This is a genomic window from Nitrospira sp. ND1, assembly GCF_900170025.1.
Classification (GTDB): Bacteria; Nitrospirota; Nitrospiria; order Nitrospirales; family Nitrospiraceae; genus Nitrospira_A.
This window is the reverse complement of the sequence record NZ_FWEX01000005.1, coordinates 476,063-494,695: the sequence shown is the minus strand read 5'-3', so window position 1 is coordinate 494,695 and position 18,633 is coordinate 476,063. Positions and strand designations below refer to the sequence as shown.

The following is an 18,633-nucleotide window of genomic DNA, read 5'->3' as shown; positions in this document are numbered from 1 at the left end:
GGGGTACGATTCGCCACGTCGCTTGCTGCGGCCTTGCCGGACGGCCATTTTGAACGGCCTGCTGGTGATCCCCATGGATATATGAGATCTGTTTGTCAGCAAACTGTTACGAGGACTGGCCGGCAAGAAAGCGGTCGAGGAACGTCGTGGAGACGTGTCCCTTCTGGAAATCGGGATCGTTGAAAATTTTCCGATGGAGCGGGATCGTCGTCTTGATGCCTTCGATGACAAATTCATCGAGTGCGCGGCGCATGCGGGCCATGGCTTCCTGGCGATCACGTCCGTGCGTGATCAATTTGGCGATCAGGCTGTCGTAGTACGGGACGACCACGGCATTCGGTTCCATCGCGGAATCGACGCGCACGCCAAAGCCGCCAGGGGCGGAATATTTGGTGATCTGCCCTGGACAGGGCGTGAACTTTTCCGGGTCTTCGGCATTGATCCGGCACTCGAAGCTGTGACCGTTCAACTTGATGTCCGGCTGCTTGAACGAGAGGGGCATGCCCGAGGCAATCCGGATCTGTTCTTTCACGAGGTCGATCCCGGTCACCATTTCCGTGATGGGGTGTTCGACCTGGATGCGGGTGTTCACTTCCATGAAAAAGAAGTTGCGATCCTTGTCGAGGAGAAACTCCACTGTGCCGACGTTGCAATAGCGAATGGCTTTCACGGCCTGGACGGCCACCCGGCCGATTTCGCGCCGTAATCCTTCATCGATGGCAGGCGACGGGGTTTCTTCCACCAACTTTTGGTGACGTCGTTGAATGGAGCAATCACGCTCGCCGAGGTGGACCACATGGCCCCGATTGTCGGCCACGATTTGTACTTCAATGTGGCGCGGTTCGAGGAAGTAGCGCTCGAGATAGACGCCGTCGTGGCCGAAGGTGGATTTCGCCTCGGCTTGCGCCGCTTGAAACGCTCGCGCGAGCTCCTCCGGTTTGTTCACCACGCGCATGCCCCGTCCGCCGCCTCCGGCCGAGGCCTTGATGATCACGGGGAAGCCGATGGTCTTGGCGGCCTCTTGCGCATCCTGTTCGCTCCGGAGTTCGCCGGGGCTGCCGGGGGTGACCGGGAGGCCTTTCTTGGCGACCACTTCCCGTGCCTTTGATTTGTCGCCCATCAGCGCGATGTTTTCGGATGTCGGGCCGATGAATTTGACGCCGATCGATTCGCAGACTTCCGCGAAGTGCGCGTTCTCTGAGAGGAATCCATAGCCGGGGTGAATGGCATCGGCCCCGGTGACTTCGGCTGCGCTCAGCACGTTGGGGATATTGCGGTAACTGAGGGCGGCTTCCGGCGGTCCGACGCAGACGTGCTCGTCCGCAGCCCGCACGTGCAAGCTTGCGGCATCGGCTTCGGAGTGGATCGCAACGGTTTTGATGCCGAGCTCTTTGCAGGCGCGGATCACCCGAAGGGCGATTTCTCCACGATTGGCAACCAACACTTTCTTAAACACAGGATACTCCGGCGCGGGTCACTCTCTGTGTCCGCCTGGTTCTAAACGGTTTGCTCTGCCACGGATGAGACCTGATCCGGTTCTGTTGCAGGATCCCGGCATGTGCCGTCTGCCGTCGGACCCACATGCTTGAGGAACGTATCCCCGGATCGTCTCGCCATGAACCCGCATGATCTCGTCGGCTAGGGCGTGGCGTTGGGGTCTATCAAGAAGAGAGGTTGTCCGTACTCGACAGGCTTGGTACTCTCCGCCAGTATTTTCGTGATCCGTCCGTCGGCCTCGGACTCGATTTCGTTCATAAGCTTCATGGCTTCGACGATACAGAGCACTTGGCCCTTCCTCACGTAATCCCCCTCTTCCACATATGGGTCTGCATCCGGTGAGGGCGAGCGATAGAAGGTGCCGACGATAGGAGACGTAATCGTGACCTGGCCATCCGTTTCTGCGGGTGGACGGGTCTGCGCCGCCGGCGTCGCTCCGGTGGAGGTCGACTGGTTCGTGGCGGTCTCCACCGTCTGGGCCGTCGTGGTCCGGATTACCGGCTCATGTCTGATGCGGATACGGACTCCGCTGCGCTCGATTTCCAACTCGGTCAGATGGTTGCGCTTGAGCAGGTCGGCCAACTGTTGAATCTGCGCGGCCTGGTCCGGAGAGAGCAGTGTCTCAGCGGCCGTTGATCGAGGCGCAAAGGCGCTCGGCAGGACGATCGGCTTCCCGGCCCCCCGGCCTTTTCCTGTCTTTTTACCTGATGAGCTCAACGCACGCGCTCCACAAATTCACGGGTTCTCGTATCGATGCGGATCGTTTCTCCGATTTCCAGGTAGAGCGGCACCTTGATCGTGGCACCGGTCTCGACGATCACCGGCTTATTGCCGCCCGAGGCCGTATCGCCGCGCACGCCCGGTTCACCGTCGACCACTTTGAGTTCGATGAAGTTCGGCAGCAGGACCGTAATCGGCCGGTGCTCGTAGATCAGGATCTTGGCGATCATGTTTTCTTTGAGCAGATCGGCGTTGCTTCCCAACTGGCTCTTCTCATAGGTCGACTGCTCATACGTCTCCGTATCCATGAACGTGTAGGAATCGTTCGTGGCATACAGGAATTGCATGTCGCATTCTTCGATCTGGGGTGTGTCGAATTTTTCTCCGGAACGAAAGGTCCTGTCGAGGACGTTGCCTGAGAGATAACTCTTCAGCTTCGTCCGGACGAATGCCCCGCCCTTGCCGGGTTTGACGTGCTGAAATTCCACGATATAAAAGGGTTGACCTTCTACCATTAACGGGCTGCCGTTCCGAAACTCTGCGGTCGAAATCACAACAACTCTCCTTGGTACAACAAGTTCAACGGCGCGAAGCCGTGGGTTTATTCTTCGGGGCCGTCCGAGGGCGTGATGCCTTGCTGACGGCCTCGAGGTGCGCGGCCAATGCGTCCAGCGCCAGCAGATAGCCGGTGGGACCGAATCCGGAAATCTGTCCCAGGGCGACGCCGGCGATGAAGGAGTGATGGCGAAACTCCTCCCGCTGATGGATGTTCGACAAATGCACCTCGACCGTCGGTAGGGCGACGGCGGCGATCGCATCGCGAATCGCGATGCTGGTATGGGTATACGCGGCCGGATTGATGATGATGCCGTCGAAATGGCCCCTGGCGTTCTGAATCCAGGTGACCAGTTCCCCTTCTACATTCGTCTGTTTGGTCTGCACCGCAATCCCCCGCTCGCCTGCGCGACGGACAATCGACTTGTCGATGTCGGGCAAGGACGCCTGTCCGTAGACGGATGGCTCTCGCGTTCCCAGGAGATTGAGATTGGGACCATGAAGCACTAGCAGCCGCAGCATGTGTCTGTCGCGCGCCCCCGTTATCAGTAGGCTGCAATGGATAGAGATGCCAGCAGCGGCGGCATTCTAACAGGGTGTCAGGAGTGGGTCAAACGTTGTTCAGAGGGCGGGACGAGCGTGGGTCCGCCTGGGGGGGGCAGTCAATGAACGCGTTGGGCTTGAATGGTTCGCAGCCAGGCTTCCAGTCGCGCGATCGCGGCCGCATGTTTCACGACAGGCAGATCCGGGGTCGGCCGGCCCGGTGTTTCAGTGACCGGCTCAGATGCCATAGATGACGTGGATACGGTTGGCTCGGGAGCGGGCGTGATGTGAGCCCCAGCTTTTGTGCCGTCGGGTCTAGGCTCCGTGACGATTCGTTTCTTCTCGCGTTTGGCGGCCGGAGGATTGTCAGGTGCTCCGGTGATGCTGCGTTTGACTGAGGCCGCCTCTTCATCGAACGGGTTGGCGTTCAGGATGGCTGTGCAGGACAGCAACGCTAAGTCGGCGTTCCCTTCGGCGTGATAGAGCTTGGCGAGAATACGATGCGCGCGAAGATTGTCCGGGCGCTGTCTGACGACGTCTTCAAGAATGGCCTTCGCTTTCACCGCCTGCCCTAATTGATCGTACACCCGGCCCAATGCCGCCATGGCGGTGACAAAGCCGGGATACACCTTGAGGCCGTCTTCAAGTACGCCCGCTGCTTCCTGCCACATGCCGACCTTGATGTATTCGTCTGCGAGGGGGAGGAATTCTTTCGAGCGCGGGTCTTTTGCGACGGCGGTGGCCAGGCGGTCGATTTCGGCGGCGGTCGATGGATCGATACGCGATGAAGAAGCCACGCCCTACTCCTTGCGATGTGTCCCTGTTCCTGCGGCTGGCTTCGTCGACCTTCGGCCGGTCGGTAGGGTCAGGACCCGGTCCAAAATGCGGTCTGCGACCTCACGCTTGGGTAACAGGGGGAGTTCCTCCGCGCGGCCGTCACGATCCAGGATGAACACGCGATTCGTGTCCGACCCGAATCCCGATCCTGCTGCCGTCACGTCATTGGCGACCAGCAGGTCGACGTCCTTAGCTTGCAGCTTTTCCCGCGCATGAGCAAGCAGATCCTCAGTTTCCGCCGCAAACCCCACGAGCACCTGTGTCGTCCGGCGCTCGCCCAATTCCCTGAGAATATCGTCGGTCGGCGACAACTCCAGGCTGGTGACGGGACTCCGTCGCTTTTTGAGTTTCTGTGCAGCGGGTTGTGTCGGGCGAAAGTCCGCCACGGCGGCAGCCATGATGACGGTATCGCTCCAGGAAAACCGGCTGATGACAGCCTTGCGCATCTCCTCAGCCGTTGTCACTGGACACAACTCCACGCCGGCCGGCGGGGTCAGGGCCGTGGGGCCTGAGACCAGTAGGACCTCCGCGCCGCGTGCCTGCGCGGCTTCGGCGAGCGCATATCCCATCTTTCCAGAGGACCGGTTGGAAATGAACCGCACGGGGTCGATGGCTTCCTGCGTAGGGCCGGCGGAAATGAGCAGACGGCGACCGGACCAATCCCGACGCGGGTGGAGCGTGGCCTGGAGTACCGAAAGGATTCGTGCTTCATCGGCCAGCCGTCCCTGCCCTGAACGGCCTGAGGCCAGCGGGCCCTCTTCTGGTTCGACGATGACTGCGCCGCGTGTTCGCAGCGTTGCCACGTGCTCCACGACGGTCGGGTGTTGCCACATATCCCCGTCCATGGCCGGCGCGAAAATCACGGGACATTGTGTAGTGAGGAGCATGGTCGAGAGGAGATCGTCGGCAAGCCCGAGCGCGGCTTTGGCCAGACAATTGGCTGTAGCCGGGGCAATCAGGATAGCCTTCGCCTGCTCCGGCAGGGAGAGGTGCAGCATTTCCTGGTGGGCTTCGAAGAGGTCGGTGGCCACGTGGGAACCGGACAACACTTCGAAGGTCAGCGGGGTCACGAACCGGCAGGCCCCTGCCGTCATGACGACGTTCACCGTCGCGCCTTCGCGACGGAGCAGGCGCAAGAGCCCGACTGCCTTATAGGCGGCTATACTCCCCGTGACGGCGAGCACAAGGTGGACACCGGTGAGTGAGGGGCCGGTGGTCTGCACGAAGCGGGACTACTCCTCGCCCTCCGGAGCAGGGGCCGGCTTGACGGTATCGTCGACGTAGACGCTCAGCTCTTTCTTGATTTCCTTGGCGTCCTCTCCGGTCATCATGGCCAGGCGTTCCGTCTCACCTTCCTTGACCCGTTTGGATTCTTTAATGGCCTCGCGGGCTTCCTGTCCGATCAGGAATTTGACCTTGTGCCGAAGGACTTCGTCGAGCGCGATGCTCGTTTCTTTGGTGAATTTGGACGGGCCGGACATGCGCGCGCCCTGCACGAGTTGTTTCGCCCGCTGCGCGGCGATAATCACCAGCCGGTGGCGTGAATCAAACTCCCCGGTGGCGTATTCCGGTAACAAACTTAACATTTCACCCATGATGCAAGTGCTCCTTTGATGCGGGGGCGGAGGAGGAATTCCCCTGCTTGCCCTCTTTGTCGAGAATGAATTTTTCTTCCAACCACGTCATGTTCAGGCGTTTGGTTTTGATCCGTTCCGCCAGGAAAATGCTTTCGAGCTCTTTCAAGGATTGCTTCAGGTCGTCGTTCCGGACGATGTAGTAGTACTCCCGGTAGCTCCAGACCTCTTCTTTGGCTTTCTGCAGGCGGCGTTGAATTTCGTCCGGCGAGTCCCCAGCCCGGTTTTGAAGCCTTGTCCGCAGCGTGTCGAACGACGGCGGCAGAATGAAGATATACACGCCGTCTTCAAACTTTTTTTTCACTGAGCGCGCGCCCTGCACATCGATTTCGAGCAGCACGTCGATGCCCTGTTCCATTTTCTCGGTCAGCATCTTGCGCGGTGTGCCGTACAAATTTCCGTAGACATGGGCCCATTCGACGAATTCATTCCGATCGATCATCTGGCGGAAGGCCGGCTCATCGAGAAAATGGTAATCCTGCCCATCCACCTCGCCCGGGCGCGGTTTGCGTGTGGTGTACGAGATCGAATGCCACAATCCAGGGACATTGGCCGTGATCTGTTTGCACAATGTCGTCTTCCCGCTCCCCGACGGAGCCGAAATGATAAACAAAATGCCTCGCCGTACTTGGGGCGGTTTATCGTTGGATGAAACGGGCGCGGTATTCATAGGGTGTTCGATGCCGGCGCAGGGCCGACACTATTCGACATTCTGAACTTGTTCGCGCAATTTTTCCAGTTCGGCTTTCATTCGGACCACCAACGCGGCGATGTCGGCGTCGTTGGCCTTTGAGCCGATGGTGTTCACTTCCCGCCCCATTTCCTGGAGCAGGAACTCTAAGGTCTTCCCCACCGACTCCTTACTGTGGAGCTGCTGGTCGAACTGTAGCATATGTGACTCAAGTCTGACCAATTCTTCTGAGATGTCCGAACGGTCGGCAAACACCGCTAATTCCTGTTGGAGCCGGGCCGGATCCGGCAATTCGGCCTGCAGCAGGGTCTCAATCCGGCCTTTCATGCGCTCAAATGCATGCTTGGCCAGTACCGGGGCCTTTTCCGCCACGAGGGACTTGGCCTCACGGATCGCATCCAGATGGAGAGCCAGGTCTTTGGCGAGTGCCTCCCCTTCCCGTCGGCGCATCTTCTCAAGGTCTGTGAGCGCGCCTCCCAGTACCCGCAGCACGGTTTTCGTCAGTTGCCCGGCATCGACCGGCTCATCGGAAATAGACAGGATGTCCCGGAATCCCGCGAGCGTGGAAACATCCACCGCTCCCCGCAGCCCCAGTGTTTTCTGCAGCTTCTTGAGGGCCGTATGATACTGTTTGGCCAACGCCTGATCGATCTGGACCGTCTTCAGGCTGCCGCCGGCGGAATGGACCGAGACCGACACGTCGACTCGTCCGCGGAGGCAGCGTTGCTGGACGGTTTTTCGAACCTGGTCCTCCAGTTGCGCCAACGACCGGGGCAGTCTGACTGCCACTTCGAGAAAGCGGTGATTGACCGAACGGATCTCCACGGTGACGCCGGCTTTCTGTGACGTGCCGTCCTTTTTCCCATACCCCGTCATGCTTCGAATCATCGTGCGGTTTTCCCCTTCCAATGGCAATCGGCATAGATCGGACAATGCTGACATTTCGGTGTGCGCGCGAGGCAGATGTATCGGCCATGCAGAAGGAGCCGTTGGGATCCTTCCGTCCACTGGTCTGCCGGCAGTAAGCGTTGCAGGTCCAGCTCAATCTTTTCGGGATCCGTATGGCGGGTCAGGTCGAGCCGTCCGGCCACTCGTTTCACATGTGTGTCGACCACGATGGCCGGCTTCTCGAATGCGTTGCCAAGAAGGACATTCGCCGTCTTTCGCCCGACTCCCGGTAGCGTGGTGAGTGCTTCCATCGTATCGGGAACCTCTCCCTGGAACTGCCCGGCCACGGCCTTCGCACAGTGGATGAGGTTCCTGGCTTTTGTTTTGAAGAAGCCGGTCGGCCGGATGAGGGCTTCCAATTCCGTGGGATCGGCCGAAGCGTAATCGCGAGGCTGCTGATAGCGACGGAACAGATTCGGGGTGACCTGATTCACCCGCTGATCGGTGCATTGCGCCGACAGGATCGTGGCGACCAGTAACTCCCAGGGCGTGCGATGGTCGAGCTCGACTTTCATCGCCGGTGAGGTCGCGCGTAATGCGGTCAACATCCGGGCGAGGCGGCGTTTGGTTGTCACGCCGGCCGGTTGATCTGTTGTGGCGACTTTCATGATGCGGTGTGGTGGCGGCCAATTGTGCAGAGGTCAGGAGTGAGATGCAAGCGCCAGGTCCTGAGGCGGCTGGTCAGGATCTTCCTCGTATCCCGGGGGTGTCGGAATGGCGGGCAAGAGGGATTCAAGGTGGGCGATCAACGGGCGCAGCGTCTCACGGTTCGGCGCCGAGATACCGATCGCGTGATACCGCTGGCAGAGGACGCCGGCCTCATGTGCCGAGAGGCGATCACACTTGTTCAGGACCATGACGCGGGGAATCGTGTCGAGGTTGAGCGATTGCAAGACGGTTTCGACGGCGGTGATCTGTTGATCGACGTTGGGTGCCGACGCATCGACCACATGCAGGAGTATGTCGGCATCCCGCAATTCGTCCAGCGTGGTGCGAAAGGCTCCCACCAGATCTTTGGGGAGATCCCGGATGAACCCCACCGTATCGGTCACGATGACTTCGCGGTCATGAGGAAAACGAAGGCGGCGGCTCGTCGTGTCGAGGGTTTCAAAGAGACGATCCTGGGCCGGGATCTGACTGTGGGTCAGGGTGTTGAGCAGCGTCGATTTGCCTGCATTGGTGTAGCCGACGATGGAGAGGATCGGAAGCCCCTGGCGCACACGTCGGGATCGGCGCTGATCTTGATGGCGGGCCACGTCGTCGATCTCCCGCTCCAGGTGCGCGATGCGATCACGGATGCGGCGGCGATCGGTTTCCAGTTTGGTCTCACCGGGGCCGCGAGAACCGATTCCGCCTCCAAGGCGCGACAACGAGGTGCCATGCCCGGACAGTCGCGGCAGAAGATACCGAAGCTGAGCCAGCTCCACTTGAACTTTGCCTTCACGGGTATGGGCGCGCCCGGCGAAAATATCCAGAATGAGCTGCGTGCGATCGATCACTTTCAGGTCCGTCACCTCGGAAATGGCGCGGGCTTGCGCCGGGGCGAGATCCTGGTCGAAGATGACGAGGTCGGCTCCCTTCTGGAGCGCGCGCATCACAACCTCTTTCAGTTTGCCCTTCCCGAGCAAGTATCGCTCGTACCCTTCGTGAGTGCGCTGGGCGATTCGATCCAACACGCGGACCCCGGCGGACTCAGCCAATTCATTCAGCTCCTCTAGATGCTCTTCTTGTTCCGCGTGACTCTTGGGTGCCGCGCTGACAAGAATGGCCGATTCGGTGCCGGCGGCGACGTCGTGCTTGGTATCCGATCGCTGCAAATCGCTTTCGAGCGCATGGAGGAACGTGTCCAGTTGAAGGTCCAGATCGTGGAACGGGACCGGTTTCAGGATGCGGCAGACTTCTCCCTGTTGGTTGGGTGGGAGCAGATGCGCCAGATGCAGCAGGCTGGGCTCGCCTTTTTCGTCTACGCCCAGGATCCCGATCAGATCCAATCGCAGGAGCGCCAGGTGGGTCAAATCGTCCTGGCTCAACGGGTCATCGTGGAGATGCGTGCGAATCAGCCGGAGACCGCGGAGGGAATGTGATCCGACTCTGAACTTCGCCAGCGACTCGAAGGTGGGTGCGCAGCCGGTTCCCACGAGGACCTGTTCGATGACCCCGCGGCGAGTGATCAGGAGACCGATGGGACGGCGGATCTCACGTGTCAACTGGCTGGTCGTGCGCGCCAGTTCGGTCGTGAGGACGGCTGAGGACGGCACACGGCGTCGATACAATCGCTCCAATGCCGCGAGGTGACTGGCTTTCAGCCCGGTGACGTGTCCGTGAATCGCGGGGATGGTGATGCTCCTTGGTACTCGAACGTTAGGATCTGCGACGCACCGTTTCGCCGCCCGACGATGCCGGCAACGCATAATTCGGCATCGCTTCGCACTCGAAGGATGCCAGCCTGCCCTGCTCCAGAGCCCGCTGGCCTGCCGCCGCAATCATGGCCGCATTGTCTGTGCAGTATGAGAGGGCCGGGAGTCCCAATTGAATCCCCTCCCCAGCTGCCCGCTCCGTCAATCGTGCTCGCAGCCTGGAATTGGCCGAGACGCCGCCGACGACGGCGAGGGCTGAGACGCCTGCCTGTCGCACGGCCGCGAATGTCTGACGGACCAACACGTCCACGATCGCTTCCTGGTACCCGGCGGCCAGGTCGGCCTGTTGTCGGACGATGGCTTCCTGATCCATGCGCTGGAGGTGATAGAGCAGGGCCGTCTTGAGACCGCTGAAACTGAAATCCAGTTGTCCGGTTCTCACGCGCGATCGAGGAAATCGCACGGCTGCCGGACTGCCTTTTCTGGCCGCGGCGTCGATGAGCGGTCCACCCGGGTATCCGAGCCCGAGCATTTGTGCGCCCTTGTCGAATGCTTCGCCTGCAGCATCGTCGATCGTTCGTCCCATCAGGTGGAAGCCGCCATGTTCCGTTGCGTGGAAGAGATGCGTGTGCCCGCCTGAGGCGATCAACACCACGCAGGTTCTCGGGAATGACGGGCGGTCGATCCAGGCTGAGGCGATGTGGCCTTCGAGGTGACTCACGCCGACCAGTGGAATGCCAAGCGCGTAGGCTAAGGACTTGGCATAACTGATACCCACCAGCAGGGCGCCGGCCAAGCCGGGTCCCTGGGTGACGGCGATGGCGCCGAGATCCTGCCAGGTGAGACCTGCTGCGTCCAGAGCCTGACGTGTGACGTGATCCACATTCTGAATATGAGCACGTGAGGCCAATTCCGGCACCACCCCGCCGAACCGTTCGTGGACGGTTTGCTGGGAAGAAATCACGTTGGCCAGGACATGCCCTTCACCGTCGAGCACCGCTGCGGCAGTCTCGTCGCAGGAAGTTTCGATGCCGAGAATCGTCGTGGATGCAGGAGGCTTCATAGAGAAAACTGCCGATAGGGTGACGGCATGTGAACCTGGTTATGCATGCGCGCGCCATTCCAAGGGGCGAGATCAGTCGTAGTGGGCGCACACTGTGACTGGTGCTGTTCGTAAGGAAATCCGGACAACAACTGATCCTGCCGTAAAATGCGACAACCCCCGGATCCGGTTGTGGACCGCGGGGGTTGCCGGGTGGTCTCTAGGATCTCAACGACGAGTCGATCCTCTCGTAATGGTCTTCGCTCGCGCTAGACGCCTGCCATCGCCTCTTGTTCGATGAAGGCCGGCGCACCGTCGCGCAGCACGACTTTGATCTTCCTGTTTTCCTTGAAGCGACCCTTGATGAGTTCTTCAGACAGGGGATCACCGATCGCCCGCTGGATGATGCGGCGCATCGGGCGCGCACCGTAGAGCGGCTCGTATCCTTCCTTGATGAGCCACTGCTTCACCTCGTCGTCCACCTCGATGCTGACGCTCTTGTCGATCAGGCGGAGATTCAGTTCGTGCAGCAGGATATCCAGGATGTGGATCAAGTGCTCCTTCTCCAGGGAATGGAAGATCACGATTTCGTCGATCCGGTTCAAAAACTCCGGGCTGAACGAACGCTTGAGTTCTCCCATCACGTCTTCTTTTCGGCGCAAGGCCTGTCCGCCCTTTTCATCATTCTGGAATCCGAGCGACACGCCTTTTTGGATCATCTTCGTGCCGATGTTCGAGGTCATGATGACGACCGTGTTCTTGAAATCGACTTTTCGACCCAGGCTGTCCGTGAGGACACCGTCGTCGAGCACCTGCAGCAGGACGTTAAACACGTCCGGATGCGCTTTCTCGATTTCGTCGAACAGCACGACCGAATAGGGACGACGTCGAACCTTTTCCGTGAGCTGTCCGCCTTCCTCGTAACCTACGTATCCTGGAGGGGCTCCGAAGAGGCGTGAACTCGTGAACTTTTCCTGATACTCGGACATATCGATTCGGATGAGCGCGTCTTCGCTGTTGAAGAGGAACTCCGCCAGCGTCCTCGCCAATTCCGTCTTTCCGACACCGGTCGGGCCGAGGAAAATGAAGGACCCGATGGGTTTCTTCGCTTCCTTGAGACCCGCTCTGGATCGACGAATGGCACGCGCCACTGCCGAAATAGCCTCGTTCTGTCCGATGACCCGCTTGTGGAGGAATTCTTCCATGCGGAGCAGTTTATTGGATTCTTCTTCTTCCAACTTGAAGAGCGGAATGCCGGTCATCTTCGACACGACATACGCGACCTCTTCCTTGCCGATGGTCGGCTTGTGTTTCTCCTGGTTCTTCTTCCACTCCCGCTTGGATTCATCGAGGAGCTTTCGCAGGCGCTCCTCTTCTTCGCGATGGCGGACGGCTTCCTCGAAGTTTTGCATCGAGATCGCCAGCTCTTTATCGCGAGAAATTTTCTTGAGCTCCTGCTCCAGCGCTTTGAGTTCAGTCGGGAGCGCGTACGTTTGCAACTTCGCCCGCGAGCCGGTTTCGTCGATCAGATCGATCGCCTTGTCCGGCAGGAACCGGTCGGTAATATAGCGATCCGCCAACTTGACGGCTTCCACGATGGCGTCTTCCGTAATTTCCACCCCATGGTGTTCCTCGTACCGGTCCCGCAAGCCCTGGATGATCCGCACCGTTTCATCCGTGCTGGGGGGCTGTACGTGGATGGGTTGGAACCGACGTTTGAGCGCGCCGTCCTTCTCGATGTGTTTACGATATTCGTCGAGCGTCGTGGCGCCGATGCATTGAATCTCGCCGCGGGACAACGCCGGCTTGAGCATGTTGGAGGCATCGATGGATCCTTCTGCCGCCCCTGCCCCAACCAACGTGTGCAACTCGTCGATGAAGATAATGATATTCCCGGCCTGCACAATCTCCTTCATCACGACCTTGAGGCGCTCTTCAAACTGGCCGCGGTATTTCGTGCCGGCCACCAGTGAGCCCAGGTCGAGCGCGATGACGCGACGGGACAGCAGATTGTCCGGGACTTCCGACGCGATGATACGCTGGGCGAGTCCCTCGACGATGGCTGTTTTCCCCACCCCCGATTCACCGATGAGTACGGGATTGTTTTTCGACCGTCGGCTGAGAATCTGCAGGACACGCTCGATTTCGTCCGCGCGGCCGATGACGGGATCCAGCTGCCCCTCCTGGGCCAGCTGGGTCAGGTCGCGTCCGAATTCGTCGAGGGCCGGCGTATTGCTCTTGCGGTCCCGCTCACGCGGCGCAGACTTACGCAGGAAGGTGACGGTGAGTTGCCGGGCGGTCAGGAGGTTGGCGCCAAGACTCCGGAGAATCTTCCCGCCGATGCCTTCTTCCTCACGAAGGAGACCGAGCAACAGATGTTCGCTGCCGATGTGGTTATGACCGAGCAACCGGGCTTCTTCAACCCCGTACTCGATGACTTTCTTGACCCGCGGGCTGAAAGGAATTTCCCCGAAGGTCATCGTTGTGCCCCCGCCCGGGAGATTCCGCTCGATTTCGAGTCGAATCTGCTCGGTGGAGAGCCCCATTTTCTTGAGGATCATCAGCGCAATCCCATCCGTCTCGCGAAGGATGGCCAACACCAGGTGCTCGGTGCCCAGGTAATCGTTCTGATGGCGCTCGGCTTCTTCACGTGCCAGGATGATGATCTTGCGACCCTTGTCCGTGAACCGTTCGAACATCCCGCCTCCTTATGGTGATGGGGTCTGTAAGAGAAGCCTTAGCTGAGTGATTCAATGCAGGTCAAAGGCTCGAAAATACTGATGATGTGATTCTAACTAGCGCAATATGGGGTGTCAAGGTATTGAGCGAAACGCGAGAGCCGCGCGGCGCCTGTTGAAACAGCGGCGCGCGCGGCGGAGGAAATCTCATTCTTGCTGCGCGCTCGTTTGACAGTAAAAGAATCATCTCGATACAATCCCGCACCTTTCAATTGGCTTCTCATCTCCTCGCGACGCGGTCTCATGTATGAAAAGTAAGAGCATCGGCATCCTGACGAAACCAAAATTTCCGGAAGTGAAAAGCACGGTGCAAGCCGTGGTCTCGTGGCTTCGTTCCCGGAACATCGACGTCCTCCTGGATACGACCGCGACGACGCTGCTTGGCGAACAAGGCGGGTTTCAAAAAACGCATCTCGCCAGCAAGGCCGATGTTTTGCTCGTGTTGGGAGGCGACGGCACGATGCTCAATGCGGCGCGATTGGCCGGCGAGCGCGGCATTCCGATTCTCGGTGTGAATATGGGCGGTCTGGGATTCTTGACCGAAGTCGTCTTGGACAATTTGTATCCGTCGCTCGAGCGGATGTTCGCGAACGATTTCGTGCTCGACGAGCGACTGATGCTGAAGACGCATGTTCATCGGCACGGCGAAACGGTCGCCCGCGGCGTGGTCTTAAACGATGTCGTCATCAGTAAGGGCACGCTTGCCCGGATGATTGAACTCAAGATCGCAATTCAGGGGCAGTTTGTGACGAACCTGCGCGGGGACGGGCTGATCATCAGCACCCCGACCGGATCGACTGCGTACTCGCTTTCAGCCGGCGGTCCTATCATCAATCCGGCGGTCCCGTCATTGATTCTGACGCCGATCTGCCCGCACACGCTGACACATCGACCGCTGATCGTGCCTGCCAGCGCAGAAATTGAAGTGGTCCTGACCAGTAAAGATGATGGAGCGATGGCGACGCTCGACGGCCAGGTCGGGGTGGCATTGACCCAGGGCGACACGGTGGAGATCCGGGCCTCCGAGCACATGACCAGACTGATCCGTTTCCCTGAGAGTAGTTATTATGAGGTGTTGCGAGAGAAGCTGAAATGGGGCGACGGGTAAACGAGGCTGAGTGGGGCGCGGCTAGCCGCGCCCCCGTTCGATATGGGCCAGCATGTCGGCGTTCGATGCGAACTTAAACTCTCCGATGGCCTCGGGAGAGGCCGCATGAGCTTTTTCCACCGTATCCAACACTTTGAGTCCTTCCAGATCCACCGGCCGACTCTTTCGATCCTTGAGGATGGTGTGAAGTTTCGCGATCACTCCATCCATCGTTCCTCGTGAGCGCGTCGCTTGAGTCGTCAAGTAGCGGGAGATCACTTCCGCGCACCAGTCCCCGTCCCGCTTGGCGATCCCCACCAGACCTTCGCTGGCTTTGCGGGCCCAACCGGCGAGAAAAACGCCATCAACGATCTGTCCTGATTTCTCGTCATACGCTTGAAAGAGGGAATCGTCCGGATCGTTTCCGGTCTTGTTCGGGTTGGTGACGTAGACGCCGTTCTTATAGGGGAGCCCCACGGTTTCATCAACCCGGTCTCCCACGGCAAACACGACGCTATCGACGGGGAACTCATACAATTGTTTGAGTCCGACCGCGGCGGTGTCTTCACCTTTCGGCTCCAGCTTATTTTCTTCCATCTCAAGTGCGCGGACGCGATTGTTGGCGTCGACCAGTACGCGCTTCGGGGAGGCCAGAAAACGAAAGCCCATCTTGGAGGGGCTGCCTGTGGGTTCACACTTCGTAAATTCGGCGGTCATACTCGCCAGCACTTCGTCGGCATTCTGACCGACTGCAGCCAGCCGGTCCTTGATGCGGGCAAATTCCGTGGCGATGCCTTCCTGATCCATGTTGGAGCAGACGGCCCGGATTTCTTTCGGGTTGTATTTGCGCTCAACCGGCCCGCGGCGGGCGATGGCGGTGACACGCTCCACCTTCTTATACTTGATCAACCAGTGGGCGATGTCGACCATCACGTCGCCGACGCCGATGATGGCGACATGTTTTCCCATGTCGAACGGACGGTCGCCGAAACCCGGCAGGCGATTGAAGTGGTACACTACGTCCTTGGCATGGAACACGCCCTTGGCGGAATCCCCTTCAACCCCGATGGCTTTTGTCCCTTGCGCGCCGATGGAGAAGGCGACGGCGCTGGCACCCAATCCGCGCAAATCTTCAACCGTGAGGTCCTTACCCTGCCCGACTGAGACGTTGCCGAAGTAGTGGACATTGGGCTGCTCGAGCATGTCCCAATATTGCTTCTTCAACCCACCACGCAGTTTGAGCTTGCTGGGGAAGATTCCGTACTCCGCCAACCCGCCGAACTTAATGTCGCGATTGAGAATGATGACCTCGTGGCCCGCATCCGCCATCTTCTTGGCCAGGGCCATTCCAGCCGGGCCTGCGCCCACGACGATGACGACATGTCCGCTTGTCTCAGAACCGGTTGCGCTCATTATCTACCCTTCAATCTATATCGAAAGTGAATCATTAATGACGAAGACCGTCGAACGGTCGAAAGTTTAAAAATTTTGCGCACGTTAGCACAGGGTTCCTTGGGCTGTCAAAATCGCCGACCGTCCCGGTGAACCCCGGTGTGGTCGGATTATCACGCCCGGTGAGCCGGTCTGGCGGTCGTCTACCCGCCTGCACTCCCGACCGGTCCGCCGGCTTGGGTCATACGCCAGGGATCGAGGAGTTGCGTGAGTCGCTTTTCCGGCAACACGTTCTGTTCGCGAGCCACTTCCCGGACGGTCTTGCCGGACTTATAGGCATCCTTGGCGAGTTTTGCGGCCGCCTCGTAGCCGATCACCGGCGCGAGCGCGGTGCACATGGCGAGACTTTCTTCGATGAGACTCTTGCAGCGTTCCTCGTTGGCCTTGATCCCATCAATGCATTTCACTGCAAAGTTCGTGGAGGCCGTCGCCAGCAGCTCGATGGACTGCAGCAGGTTGTAAGCCATCACCGGCAGCATGACGATTAATTCGAAATTGGCCGCCTGGCCGCCGACGGTGATCGTGACGTCATTGCCGATCACCTGAGCGCAGACCATGGTGACGGATTCCGCAATGACCGGATTGACTTTGCCCGGCATGATGGATGAGCCCGGCTGGGTTTCCGGAAGATTGATCTCGCCGAGTCCGCAGCGAGGACCTGACCCGAGCCAGCGAATATCGTTGGCGATCTTCATGAGGCTGACCGCCAGGGTGCGCAAGTCCCCGCTGGCTTCGACCAACGAATCCTGGGCGGACTGTCCTTCGAAGTGATTGACGGCTTCCTTAAAAGCGCATCCGGTTTCCTTCGAAATGATGGCCATGACCTTGCCGGCGAATTTCGGATGGCAATTGAGTCCGGTGCCGACGGCGGTCCCTCCTAGAGCCACTTCGCTGAGCGCCGCCTGCGCTCGCTTCATCCGTGCGATGCCCAGTTCAATTTGTCTGGCGTAGCCGCCGAATTCCTGTCCCAACCGGACCGGCGTCGCGTCCTGCAAATGGGTGCGGCCGATCTTGACGATCTTGTCGAACTCGCGAGCTTTGCCGTTGAGCGCCTTGTGGAGTTGCGTCAGTGCGGGAATCAGTTGGCGTTGAATCGTTTCCGAGGCCGCAATGTGGATGGCGGTCGGAACCACGTCGTTACTGGATTGGCCCAGGTTCACATGGTCGTTCGGGTGCACCAGTTTGCTGCCCCTGGCGCCGCCGAGCAGTTCCGTGGCCCGGTTCGAAATGACTTCGTTGGTATTCATGTTGGTCGAGGTGCCGGAGCCGGTTTGGAAGATGTCGACCGGGAATTCGGCATCCAGACGTCCCTCCACCACTTCGGTGGCGGCGCGAACGATGGCGTCCGCCGGCTTCTTGTCGAGCAGTTTCAACGAATGGTTTACCGAAGCGGCGGCGCGTTTGATGAGTCCCATGGCCCGGATCATGGCGCGGGGAATACGAAGCGAACTGATCGGGAAGTTCTCGATCGCGCGGGCGGTCTGGACCCCGTAATAGGCATTGGAGGGAACCGGCAGTTCTCCCATCGTGTCGCGCTCCATGCGCGTGGAAGTGGTCATGGATGCGGCGGTGCCGGTTGTGCGCGAAGCTTTCTTCATCGTCGGGTCTCCTCGAATAGCTGGCGGTTGACGTGCTGGAGCCGCGCATCTTAAACGGTCCCCGTGCGGAAGCACAAGCATGGAAGCCCCGGGGAGTGGAACGAGCGCTCACCCGTCCGTGAACCAAGCGGCCGGGGCCGACGGTGAGACGGTGATGCGATGGCAGGCGGGATGGTGAAAAAGAAAAGGCCCGCCGGGGGCGGGCCTTCCTTCTCATGGCACCTGATCTCGTTAGGAGATCTTGACGTCGATCTGTTTCGGTTTCGCCTTTTCAGATTTCGGGAGATGCAGATGCAGAACACCATCCGCATACTCTGCCCTCACCTTGCTCTCGTCGACCGAATCGGGAAGTGTGAAGCTCCGGACAAACCGACCGTACGACCGTTCGATACGATGGTACTTCTTGCCCTTTTCTTCCTTTTCCTGTTTCCGTTCACCCTGAATGGTGAGGACCGCATCTTCGACCGTGACCTTCACATCTTCTTTCTTGACCTCGGGAAGCTCAGCCTTAATGGCATACTCGCTTTCGGTTTCGCTGATGTCGACGGTCGGAGTCCAGTCGGCAACGGTCATGACTTCCTTCCCCTGTCCGGTAGCCGTGCCGGTTGAGGGTCGCGCAATCATCCGGTTCAACCGGTCGGACATCTCCTCCAATTCCCTGAACGGATCCCATCGTACAATCGCCATGGTGGAACCTCCTTGTGTGGATGTGTTGACGCTGTTCACTTGGAACATCCTACGTACTAGAAAGGAGGTAATCTTCACGAAGCCGAAGTCAAGCCCTGGGCCGGAAGAGTTAAAGTCGGTGACGGGGTCTTGACATTGAGACCTCCGGCATTATTTAGTAGCCCTCTTCACACAGGGAGGCGATGACCATGCTGGAATACATGTCTTACGCGCTGCTCGGCGGTATCATGTTTGTGACATCGATTGT

General features: G+C 59.3%; 17 protein-coding genes. 1 reads left to right on the top strand and 16 read right to left on the bottom strand.

Annotation, left to right across the window (positions count from 1 at the left end; all coding sequences use genetic code 11):
• Window positions 1-106 precede the first annotated feature (106 nt).
• From accC to NSND_RS02375, 13 genes are all read right to left on the bottom strand, one after another.
• Window positions 107-1,456: an acetyl-CoA carboxylase biotin carboxylase subunit gene (gene accC / locus NSND_RS02435; protein WP_080877445.1), complete on the bottom strand. Its 1,350-nt coding sequence runs from the start codon at window positions 1,454-1,456 to the stop codon at window positions 107-109.
• A 182-nt stretch (window positions 1,457-1,638) separates the two neighbouring features.
• Window positions 1,639-2,214 (bottom strand): acetyl-CoA carboxylase biotin carboxyl carrier protein, encoded by a 576-nt coding sequence (gene accB, locus NSND_RS02430; protein ID WP_235000139.1) that lies wholly within the window; start codon window positions 2,212-2,214, stop codon window positions 1,639-1,641.
• On the bottom strand, window positions 2,211-2,771 hold the full coding sequence (gene efp, locus NSND_RS02425; RefSeq protein ID WP_013248998.1) for an elongation factor P: 561 nt from the start codon (window positions 2,769-2,771) through the stop codon (window positions 2,211-2,213). The genes accB and efp overlap by 4 nt, the downstream gene beginning before the upstream one ends.
• Window positions 2,772-2,796: 25 nt before the next feature.
• Window positions 2,797-3,291: a type II 3-dehydroquinate dehydratase gene (gene aroQ, locus NSND_RS02420; protein ID WP_369974236.1), complete on the bottom strand. Its 495-nt coding sequence runs from the start codon at window positions 3,289-3,291 to the stop codon at window positions 2,797-2,799.
• A 143-nt stretch (window positions 3,292-3,434) separates the two neighbouring features.
• The gene (locus tag NSND_RS02415) at window positions 3,435-4,112 is read right to left on the bottom strand and encodes a tetratricopeptide repeat protein (RefSeq protein ID WP_080877443.1); all 678 of its coding nucleotides are present in this window, start codon (window positions 4,110-4,112) and stop codon (window positions 3,435-3,437) included.
• Window positions 4,113-4,115: 3 nt separating this feature from the next.
• Window positions 4,116-5,375 carry a bifunctional phosphopantothenoylcysteine decarboxylase/phosphopantothenate--cysteine ligase CoaBC gene (gene coaBC / locus NSND_RS02410; RefSeq protein WP_080877442.1) on the bottom strand — a complete coding sequence of 420 codons (1,260 nt, stop codon included), beginning with the start codon at window positions 5,373-5,375 and terminating at the stop codon, window positions 4,116-4,118.
• A 9-nt stretch (window positions 5,376-5,384) separates the two neighbouring features.
• The gene (gene rpoZ, locus NSND_RS02405; protein WP_080877441.1) at window positions 5,385-5,747 is read right to left on the bottom strand and encodes a DNA-directed RNA polymerase subunit omega; all 363 of its coding nucleotides are present in this window, start codon (window positions 5,745-5,747) and stop codon (window positions 5,385-5,387) included.
• Window positions 5,740-6,456 (bottom strand): guanylate kinase, encoded by a 717-nt coding sequence (gene gmk / locus NSND_RS02400; RefSeq protein ID WP_080877440.1) that lies wholly within the window; start codon window positions 6,454-6,456, stop codon window positions 5,740-5,742. Before gmk ends, rpoZ begins: the two co-directional genes overlap by 8 nt.
• Window positions 6,457-6,486: 30 nt before the next feature.
• Window positions 6,487-7,365, bottom strand: coding sequence for a YicC/YloC family endoribonuclease (locus tag NSND_RS02395; RefSeq protein ID WP_159450593.1), 879 nt, complete (start codon window positions 7,363-7,365; stop codon window positions 6,487-6,489).
• Window positions 7,362-8,033 carry an endonuclease III gene (nth, locus tag NSND_RS02390; RefSeq protein ID WP_080877438.1) on the bottom strand — a complete coding sequence of 224 codons (672 nt, stop codon included), beginning with the start codon at window positions 8,031-8,033 and terminating at the stop codon, window positions 7,362-7,364. The genes NSND_RS02395 and nth overlap by 4 nt, the downstream gene beginning before the upstream one ends.
• 33 nt (window positions 8,034-8,066) lie before the next feature.
• On the bottom strand, window positions 8,067-9,836 hold the full coding sequence (gene hflX, locus NSND_RS02385; protein WP_235000138.1) for a GTPase HflX: 1,770 nt from the start codon (window positions 9,834-9,836) through the stop codon (window positions 8,067-8,069).
• Window positions 9,787-10,845 carry a tRNA (adenosine(37)-N6)-threonylcarbamoyltransferase complex transferase subunit TsaD gene (gene tsaD / locus NSND_RS02380; RefSeq protein WP_080877436.1) on the bottom strand — a complete coding sequence of 353 codons (1,059 nt, stop codon included), beginning with the start codon at window positions 10,843-10,845 and terminating at the stop codon, window positions 9,787-9,789. The genes hflX and tsaD overlap by 50 nt, the downstream gene beginning before the upstream one ends.
• A gap of 248 nt (window positions 10,846-11,093) precedes the next feature.
• Complete coding sequence (locus NSND_RS02375; RefSeq protein WP_013248988.1) at window positions 11,094-13,523, bottom strand: ATP-dependent Clp protease ATP-binding subunit; 2,430 nt, start codon at window positions 13,521-13,523, stop codon at window positions 11,094-11,096.
• Window positions 13,524-13,809: 286 nt separating this feature from the next.
• On the opposite strand from NSND_RS02375, the gene NSND_RS02370 reads away from it, so the two are divergent.
• Window positions 13,810-14,670 (top strand): NAD(+)/NADH kinase, encoded by an 861-nt coding sequence (locus NSND_RS02370; protein ID WP_080877435.1) that lies wholly within the window; start codon window positions 13,810-13,812, stop codon window positions 14,668-14,670.
• A gap of 21 nt (window positions 14,671-14,691) precedes the next feature.
• Here NSND_RS02370 and NSND_RS02365 read toward each other — a convergent pair whose 3' ends face one another.
• The 3 genes from NSND_RS02365 to NSND_RS02355 form a co-directional block, all read right to left on the bottom strand.
• On the bottom strand, window positions 14,692-16,062 hold the full coding sequence (locus tag NSND_RS02365) for an FAD-dependent oxidoreductase (RefSeq protein ID WP_080877434.1): 1,371 nt from the start codon (window positions 16,060-16,062) through the stop codon (window positions 14,692-14,694).
• Between the two features lie 182 nt (window positions 16,063-16,244).
• Window positions 16,245-17,699 carry a class II fumarate hydratase gene (locus NSND_RS02360; protein ID WP_200810461.1) on the bottom strand — a complete coding sequence of 485 codons (1,455 nt, stop codon included), beginning with the start codon at window positions 17,697-17,699 and terminating at the stop codon, window positions 16,245-16,247.
• 231 nt (window positions 17,700-17,930) lie between these two features.
• Window positions 17,931-18,386 (bottom strand): Hsp20/alpha crystallin family protein, encoded by a 456-nt coding sequence (locus tag NSND_RS02355; RefSeq protein WP_080877433.1) that lies wholly within the window; start codon window positions 18,384-18,386, stop codon window positions 17,931-17,933.
• Window positions 18,387-18,633 lie beyond the last annotated feature (247 nt).